This window comes from Rickettsia sp. TH2014, assembly GCF_019249195.1.
Lineage (GTDB): Bacteria > Pseudomonadota > Alphaproteobacteria > Rickettsiales > Rickettsiaceae > Rickettsia > Rickettsia felis.
In genome coordinates, this window is the sequence record NZ_MXAX01000175.1 from 1 (window position 1) to 8,425 (window position 8,425).

Below are 8,425 nucleotides of genomic sequence, written 5' to 3' on the forward strand. Positions count from 1 at the left end.
ATAATTTTTATAATGTCTGTAAGATTAAATCTTGACTTCTACATATTACAATGACGCTAATCATCCTGAGAAATTTGAATATGAAAATGTTAGAGGAGCTTATTTTGTTAAATTGATTATAGGGAAATTTTGTGCTATTGCTATGGGTACTAGTTTTATAACCGATGATATGAATCATCCTATGGGTGGATTTTCTACTTATTCTTTTTTTATTTTTGAAAATTGGAATAATTATACGCCTTCACCTGACAAAAGCAGAGACACAATTATAGGAAATGATGTATGGTTTGGTACAAACTCTACTATTTTGCCCGGAGTTAATGTAGGTGACGGAGCAATTATCGGTGCTTGCTCAGTAGTAGCTAAAGATGTACCGCCGTATAGTATTGTTGTCGGTAATCCTGCAAAGATAGTACGCTATAGATTTCCTGAGGAGATAATTGAGCAATTACTTGAAATTAAATGGAGGGACTGGGATTATGATAAAATCACTCGGGATATTCCGGCAATTGTTGGAGCAGATATCGAAAAATTAAAACAGGTTAGCTAAATGAATAATAGTAAACATTTATGACATTAAATCTACCAAAAGTTATTCCTGAGTTTTTACAAAAGCATTCTGATGAAAAATTTACATCTGACGAACTTGCAAAAGGAATTTTTAAAGATTATCCTAAACAATGCGAGGAAAAGCGACAAAGAAGTAAAGCAAAAAAAGTATTATTAACAGATGATAAGGCTTTGATTAAACAAATTGCAGCTGAGATTGCATCAATTAGACAAATCTTACAGAAGAAACACCCTCAAATCAAAACAATAGAGGGACGACCACGTAAATATTACTATACCGAAAAAACCGATATAGAAGAAATTGAGCAGATCGCAACATTTAATGCTTCCGGCTCTTCTCCCAAGTTAAAAGAAAAAGATTTATATAGTAAATTATCTGAATTTTTGCATTCGGAATTCAACATATATAATTATCGAATTAATGAAAAACGTTCAACCAATGGACGTGGACCCGACGGTAATAAATGGTTATATCCCGATATTGTTGGGGTAGAAGATTTAAGTGCCGATTGGAACGATGAAATCAAGGATTGTGTAAAAGAATATTTTGACAAAAAAACCAAGCTATCATCGTATGAAGTGAAAACGGTAATTAACCAAGCCAATGTTCGTCAAATGTTTTTTCAAACTGTTAGTAATTCTTCTTGGGCTAATTTAGGATATTTAGTTATCACGGAAATTCGTGGTGACAATACAAAAAAAGAATTAAATATATTATGTGACTTACATGGGGTTGGTGTTATTGAACTTAATATAGATAAACCTTTAGAAAGCTATATTAGAATTCCAGCAAAAGAACGACCGGAAGTAGATTGGAATACGGCAAACCGTTTAGCTAAAGAAAATAAGGATTTTTGTAATTATATTGAAAAGATACATCACTTTTATAAAACAAGTCATTCTAGGTACCTCAAACCTAATACACAATCAGAATAGCATTAGCTAGCAAAATTCAGGATAATTTATGACTCAGGCTATAACTACTAACAACATAAATCACGATGACCACTATACCACGCACGGCTGGAGGCGATGGCTTTTTTCTACCAATCATAAAGATATCGGCATTATGTATATCATATTTGCCGTTTTTGCCGGAATTGTCGGAGGGTCATTTTCTCTTCTCTTTAGGTTAGAGCTTGCAATGCCTGGCGGCACTTTCTTAAATCATGATTTCCAGCTATATAATGTGCTTATCACGGCACATGCGGTTATTATGGTATTCTTTATGATTATGCCGGCTTTGTTCGGTGGTTTTGGTAACTATTTCGTACCTCTGTTAATAGGGGCTCCCGATATGGCATTTCCACGCCTTAACAATATCAGTTTTTGGCTGTTAGTTCCTGCTTTTATCCTACTTATGGGCTCTGCTTTTGTTGACGGCGGTCCTGGAACGGGCTGGACGCTCTACCCTCCTTTAAGTAATTTGAGCGGTCACCCGGGAGCAGCCGTTGATATGGCTATTTTCAGCTTACATTTAACCGGTCTATCGTCAATCCTCGGATCAATTAACTTAATTGTTACTATCTTTAATATGAGAGCTCCGGGTATGGGGCTTTTCAAGATGCCATTATTTGTTTGGTCTATATTAGTAACTGCATTCCTTATAATCTTAGCCATGCCAGTACTTGGCGGAGCTATAACTATGCTGCTTACCGACCGTAACTTTGGAACTAATTTCTTTAAACCGGACGGCGGCGGTGATCCTGTATTATTTCAGCATCTATTTTGGTTTTTCGGTCATCCTGAAGTATATATCGTAATACTTCCAGGCTTTGGTATAGTAAGTCAGGTTATCTCGACTTTTTCACGCAAACCTATATTCGGTTATCAAGGTATGGTCGGAGCTATGGTAATAATCGGATTCGTCGGGTTTATCGTATGGGCTCACCATATGTTTACTGTTGGTCTTTCTTATAATGCACTTATATATTTCACTGCCGGAACAATGATTATAGCAGTTCCGACGGGCATTAAAATATTTAGTTGGATAGCGACTATGTGGGGTGGCTCGATTACATTCCCGACTCCTATGCTATTTTCAATAGGGTTTATCATATTATTCACGATTGGCGGCGTAACCGGCATAATCCTATCAAATTCAGCACTTGATAGGGTACTGCATGATACATATTATGTTGTGGCACATTTCCATTATACGATGTCGCTCGGTGCTTTATTTACGGCATTTGCAGGATTTTATTACTGGCTCGGCAAAATATCCGGTAAACAATATCCGGAAATTTTAGGAAAAATCCATTTTTGGATTACATTTATAGGTGTTAATTTAACTTTCTTCCCACAGCACTTTTTAGGGCTTGCGGGTATGCCAAGAAGAATACCAGACTACCCTGAAGCTTTCGCAGGTTGGAATATGGTTTCATCGATAGGAGCAGGCGTCTCTATGTTTGCTGCTCTTTATTTTGTATTTATCGTTTTCTATACGCTAAAATACGGCAACAATTGCCCAAATAATCCTTGGGGTATTGGAGCTGATACGCTTGAGTGGACGCTTACCTCACCACCGCCATTCCATACTTTTGAAACACCACCACATATTGAGGGGTAATAGTGGCTTTGCTGTGCGGATGCCAAGTCGTCATTACGAGGGGTTGCGTTAGCAACGACGCGGCAATCTCATAAGATAATTTAAAAAACTCCTGAGATTACCACGCCAGCATGAATGCTGGCTCGCAATGACGGGACTTTTATAAACAATATAGCTGACAGAAAAATAATAAAACGATAACAAAATGAAAAAGAAACCGATAATAGGTGTTACACCTGATTTAGCTCAAAATTGTGAAAAATATACTTACGCTGCTTTTCCATGGTACGCCTTGCGAAGAAACTATACCGATGCTATTATTGCAGCCGGTGGTGTACCTCTATTATTACCTTATCAAACTGATACAATAAATCAGCTTATGGAACTTGTGGACGGTGTTGTAATTCCAGGCGGTGATGAGGACATACATCCTAAATTTTATGAGCCGGAATGCGCCGAAGATGTAGTAATTTCTAATGAAGAACGTGATAATTTTGAGATATTAGTTTTAAAGAAAGCATTAGAGAGAGAGATTCCGATTTTAGGAATATGCCGAGGTATGCAGCTATTAAACGTTATTTTTAAAGGTACGCTTATTAAACATATTCCTGATTATATTGAAACTGTCATTAATCATACACAACCTTCGCCTAAAAACATAGTTTCGCATGCAATTAATATAGAAGCAAATACTAAACTTGCTAAAATAGCTAATAATCAGCTACAAACTATGGTTAATTCGACTCATCACCAAGCTGCTAAACAACTTGGTAATGACCTTATCGTATCTGCAAAAGCAGAAGATGGTATAATTGAAGCCATTGAATCAACGAAACATAAATTTGTTATCGGCGTTCAATGGCATCCTGAATATCTTAACGATAATGGAGTAGATTTAGAATTATTTAAAGAACTCGTAAAAGTTAGTAAGTAAATATTAGTTTTCAACATAATTAGATGAACATATTACAAACGCTTTATTATATTCATATCCAAGCGGTCAAAAACATACGGAATTTTTAGAGCGTTCACATACGAAAGTAGAACCTCTACCATTGTCTCCCAGTTGATACTGACCATAAATTACAGGTCCACATTGTTCTTGCCAAGCAATTGAATATTTTACTCGATTATCTTGCACATCCCATTGTTGTAAACAGCCGCTAATAATACAATTCATTTCAGTCGCAAATAGTTTAACCAATTTTTGTATTATCAAATCTTCTTGTTGTTCTACTTGTATATTATCACAATAAGCTATATGTGTGTTTAAATTATTAGCATAAGCTCGTGATGTTATAGAGACTATAATAGTAAATAATATAATAAAAATTTTCATATGATACCTTATTTATAAAATTTAAATTAATATATTTTAAGATACTTAATAAGAAACTAATAAGCAAATATTATTTATTGTACTATATTATCGTTTTAAATAAGATTTGTTTCAGACCTTGGATCTGCTATATTATCGTAAAAAACATTATTTATGACTGCTGATTATTCTTTTTTGAAAAGTTTTGCTGAGTATATCATTGATAAATTAGAGAAAGGTACAGAAGTTCACATAATATTGCCTAATAATTTCTCATGCCTAGAATTAAAGAAAATTTTAACCGATAAATATAAAATTAAATTACCTATAATTATTCCTTTTAATTCTCTTATTTCAAAAAAAACCGATTCGGATTATATATCTAAAATAGAAGAACTTTTTATTATATCAAAAATAATTACAGAATATAAAGACTTACAATTTAATAATAATGAATCATTAAAAGCTGCAGAAATTCTAAGAAAATTGTTTAATGATCTTATAATCAATAATATCGATATAAAATTAATTGAAGTCTATCACAATTCTAACTATTGGCAAAAGATTTATAAATTTCTAGAATATTGCTTTTTAAGATGGCAAGAAGAAATATCGCTTACTCAAAAACAAACCAAAGCAATCCATAAATTAAAGCTATTACAAGAAGAAATAATCAGAATAAAGAATAGGAATAAGCAGGTAATACTTGCCGGAATGTTCAAGCCTAATATTTTTTTTAAAAGATTTGAAGAAGAATTAAAGAATTGCATAATTCACTATAATCCAGCCTCCAAGCAGATTAGCGATGGTATATCTTATTATGAACCTAATGACATTTATGAAGAGGCGGTAGCAATAGCTTATATATGTAGCCGTAATAAAGATAAACGAATAGCAATCGTTACGGATAATGATAAGCTTAAAAGAGTATATTGTAATTTTTTAGACAGATACGAAGATCTACTAGGTAATGACTTAAGGCTTACTAATATAGGGGAATTACTAACTTCCATTATTAAAATATTATGTAATAATTTTGATTTAAAACTCCTATTTTTATTACTTAAAAATCCTTTAATTAACTGCTCTGCCGTACAAAAGTTAGAGATGATACTATCTAATAAAAACCGCTTTATATCCTCGCCTAAATATTTATTGCAATTACAATTTGATAACGAGGATACAAAAGAATATTGCCGTAACTTAATAGATATTTTATTTACCGATAACCCGCATAATATACTAGATATTCTGACCTTAACTAAAGAAATAGCTGAAAAACTTTTACCTACTATTTGGGAAAAAGAAGGAGCAGCAGAACTAGTTGAGTTTTTAACAAATTTAACTGCATATAGCAAATATATAAATTCAATGGATAAAAAAGATTTTCCTAAAATTTTTTCTTTTTTACTCTCTAATATCAAATATTATAATAATACTGACTCTGCTAGTATTATTATAGGACGACCTGAAGATTTAGCATTATGTACATTCGACTTAATTATATTACCGCATTTTAATGGTGAAAACTGGACACCTACCGCTAAATCTCACCCATGGCTTAGCAAGAAAGCCTTGCAGATACTAAATATAGATTATGAGGAAATCGCCTCTACTCTATATTCAGATTACTTCAATTTATTTCTACAAAATAAACAAGTAATTATACTAAACGCTAAAAAATATGATGGTAAGTTGTCAGTGCCGTGTAATTTATTTTTGAAATTACAGGATGTCATTCCTGTCGTCCCTTATGTCATTCCTGCGGAAGCAGGAATCCACCCAGACATGGATTCCCGCCGTTGCTGGAATGACATAAGGAAGGATGACATAGGGGACGAGTCTACAGCACATAGCCACTCTTTCCCATCCGTCTTATCAGTAACCGACATAGAAACATTAATAAGAAACCCATACGGGTTTTATGCTAAGAAAATCCTTGGACTACGTAAAAAAGATAATATATGGGAAGAGCCTAAAATATCGGATTTCGGTAATTTTATTCATAAAGTTTTAGAGGAGTATTCTAAAAATTACGACAAACAATTTATTAATTTAAACTTGCTTGATAAACAAAATTCTTTAATAAATATCGGCAATCATATTTTATATGGCACTATTTTACCAAACTACACAAAAAAAACTTGGCAAATAAAACTCACGGCTTTCAGCAAAGCTTTTATTTTATTTGATATAGAACGCCGAAAAAATTGCAAAGAAATCTATTTTGAGACTAAAGGGGAATTACGGCTAAATATTGCAGGTCAAGATATAAAAATAATCGGTATAGCTGACCGAATTGAAATAAGTAAATCAAACCATATAACTATACTAGATTATAAAACCGGTACTATTCCGACTAAGAAAGAAATAGAGCTTGGACTCTCTCCGCAACTTATTATCGAAAGTTTAATGTTGCTAGAAAACGGATTTAATATTAAAAATGAAAATACTATAGTCAATTCAGTTGGGCTTGGATACAAGGCACCGAGGGTAGAGCCTATAATAATAGGCGAGACGACGAGTAACATCGTCAGCAAGCCTAAATCAATTGACTATACCATTGCTTATGTGAAAATAACCAGTACCGAACCTTATATACAAACAACAGAAATAGCTTTAAGAATTGAAACTTTAAATAGATATAAAGCAGGACTCGTAAAATTACTTGAATATTACATTACAAATAAGTCTTTTGCTTATGATTTGAATTTATCAAAATATAATGATTATTTGCATTTGATTAGGCAGAGTTAATTATAACAGCCGTCATTGCGAGGAAATTGCATAGCAATTGACGAAGCAATCTCGTGGCCGAAGTCCTGAGATTGCCACGCTCCCTACGGTCGCTCGCAATGACGTAGTGGTAGTCAAGCCACGGGGATAACATAACATTTACAACCCCATCACTAACTTAAATCCTTTATTCTTCCCCATGATAATCTTGCTATCCGTATTATAAATAATCGGATCGTTAATTTTGGCATGACCGAATCTATTTGTTTTAAATACCGGGATATTTAAATTATCTGCAAAATTACGAAGCACCAACATTGTGGCGTCAAGATCTTTACCGAATGAACCAAATATTATAGCCTTAACATCCTTAAGTAGCCCTGCTTGCTTTAAGTGTATAAGCTCACGATCTAATCTAAAAGGAGCTACATTCACATCTTCTAAAAAAAGAATTTTGCCTTTAGTCTTTATTTGCCAATTCGTTCCTATACTAGTTTGCACCATAGTTAAGTTACCGCCTGTTAGTTTACCGTTAACAAGATCACTTGATTTTGCTATATCATTAAGCGGACTCAAATTATTTATAGTAACCTGCTTTACCTTACCTTTTAATATTTCAGCAAGCTTGGTAAAATTACTTTGATCTTTATCAGTTTTTAATAAGTCGGCTATATTACTGCCGTGAATAGTTTTCCATCCCCATTCTTGTGATAGAAAAAGATGTAAAACCGTTATATCGCTATATCCTATAAAGAATTTCTCTTTATTTGGTTTTGATAGCTTTAGTAAATCGGGAATTATTCTAGCAGAACCATAACCGCCTCGTAAACTCCATACTACATTATCAGACTCATCAAATAATATATCCCGCAGGCAATTAAATCTTACTTCATCGCTACTTGCAAGAAAGGGTAGCTTACCTTTAGCAAAACATTTAGAAGGAATTTTTAAATTTAATCCATTAATATTTTTTAAATCCGATAAAGTCTTATTATCAGCACCTGTTGCCGGAGCAACAACAGTAATAGGAATATTTTTTAGGTTAGTAGCAGCAGAAAAAGCTGATATTGAAAAGAATAATATTATTAGTAAAGATAAGTTTTTAAGAATCATGGAATTATATATTATGGTAAGCGTTGCCTGCATGAATCGGTTTCCGTCATTGCGAGGAAAAATTGAAAATTTTGTACGTCCGCAATCTCAGAATGTTTGACAAGATTGCCATGTCGGGACTATGTCCCTCCTCGCAAGGC

At 33.4% G+C, this 8,425-nt stretch carries 7 protein-coding genes and 1 pseudogene; 6 read left to right on the plus strand and 2 right to left on the minus strand.

The window, feature by feature from the left end:
* Positions 1-40: 40 nt before the first annotated feature.
* From KYQ89_RS07745 to KYQ89_RS03380, 5 genes and pseudogenes are all read left to right on the plus strand, one after another.
* A pseudogene (locus KYQ89_RS07745) lies at positions 41-160 on the plus strand (acetyltransferase); the annotation flags it as partial.
* Between the two features lie 21 nt (positions 161-181).
* Complete coding sequence (locus tag KYQ89_RS08270) at positions 182-550, plus strand: CatB-related O-acetyltransferase (RefSeq protein ID WP_371920400.1); 369 nt, start codon at positions 182-184, stop codon at positions 548-550.
* Between the two features lie 20 nt (positions 551-570).
* The gene (locus KYQ89_RS03370) at positions 571-1,506 is read left to right on the plus strand and encodes a hypothetical protein (RefSeq protein WP_218460403.1); all 936 of its coding nucleotides are present in this window, start codon (positions 571-573) and stop codon (positions 1,504-1,506) included.
* A 28-nt stretch (positions 1,507-1,534) separates the two neighbouring features.
* On the plus strand, positions 1,535-3,139 hold the full coding sequence (ctaD, locus tag KYQ89_RS03375; RefSeq protein ID WP_218460404.1) for a cytochrome c oxidase subunit I: 1,605 nt from the start codon (positions 1,535-1,537) through the stop codon (positions 3,137-3,139).
* Positions 3,140-3,323: 184 nt separating this feature from the next.
* Positions 3,324-4,052 carry a gamma-glutamyl-gamma-aminobutyrate hydrolase family protein gene (locus tag KYQ89_RS03380; RefSeq protein ID WP_218460405.1) on the plus strand — a complete coding sequence of 243 codons (729 nt, stop codon included), beginning with the start codon at positions 3,324-3,326 and terminating at the stop codon, positions 4,050-4,052.
* A 66-nt stretch (positions 4,053-4,118) separates the two neighbouring features.
* Here the strand turns inward: KYQ89_RS03380 and KYQ89_RS07760 are convergent, their stop codons facing one another.
* A complete protein-coding gene (locus KYQ89_RS07760) occupies positions 4,119-4,457 on the minus strand; it encodes a hypothetical protein (protein ID WP_256621228.1) in 339 nt (112 codons plus the stop codon).
* Positions 4,458-4,610: 153 nt separating this feature from the next.
* On the opposite strand from KYQ89_RS07760, the gene KYQ89_RS03390 reads away from it, so the two are divergent.
* The gene (locus KYQ89_RS03390) at positions 4,611-7,193 is read left to right on the plus strand and encodes a PD-(D/E)XK nuclease family protein (RefSeq protein ID WP_218460406.1); all 2,583 of its coding nucleotides are present in this window, start codon (positions 4,611-4,613) and stop codon (positions 7,191-7,193) included.
* Positions 7,194-7,331: 138 nt separating this feature from the next.
* On the opposite strand, the gene KYQ89_RS03395 is transcribed toward KYQ89_RS03390, so the two are convergent.
* Entirely contained in the window at positions 7,332-8,285 is a 954-nt protein-coding gene (locus tag KYQ89_RS03395) for an LD-carboxypeptidase (RefSeq protein ID WP_218460407.1), read from the minus strand.
* Between the last annotated feature and the right edge of the window lie 140 nt (positions 8,286-8,425).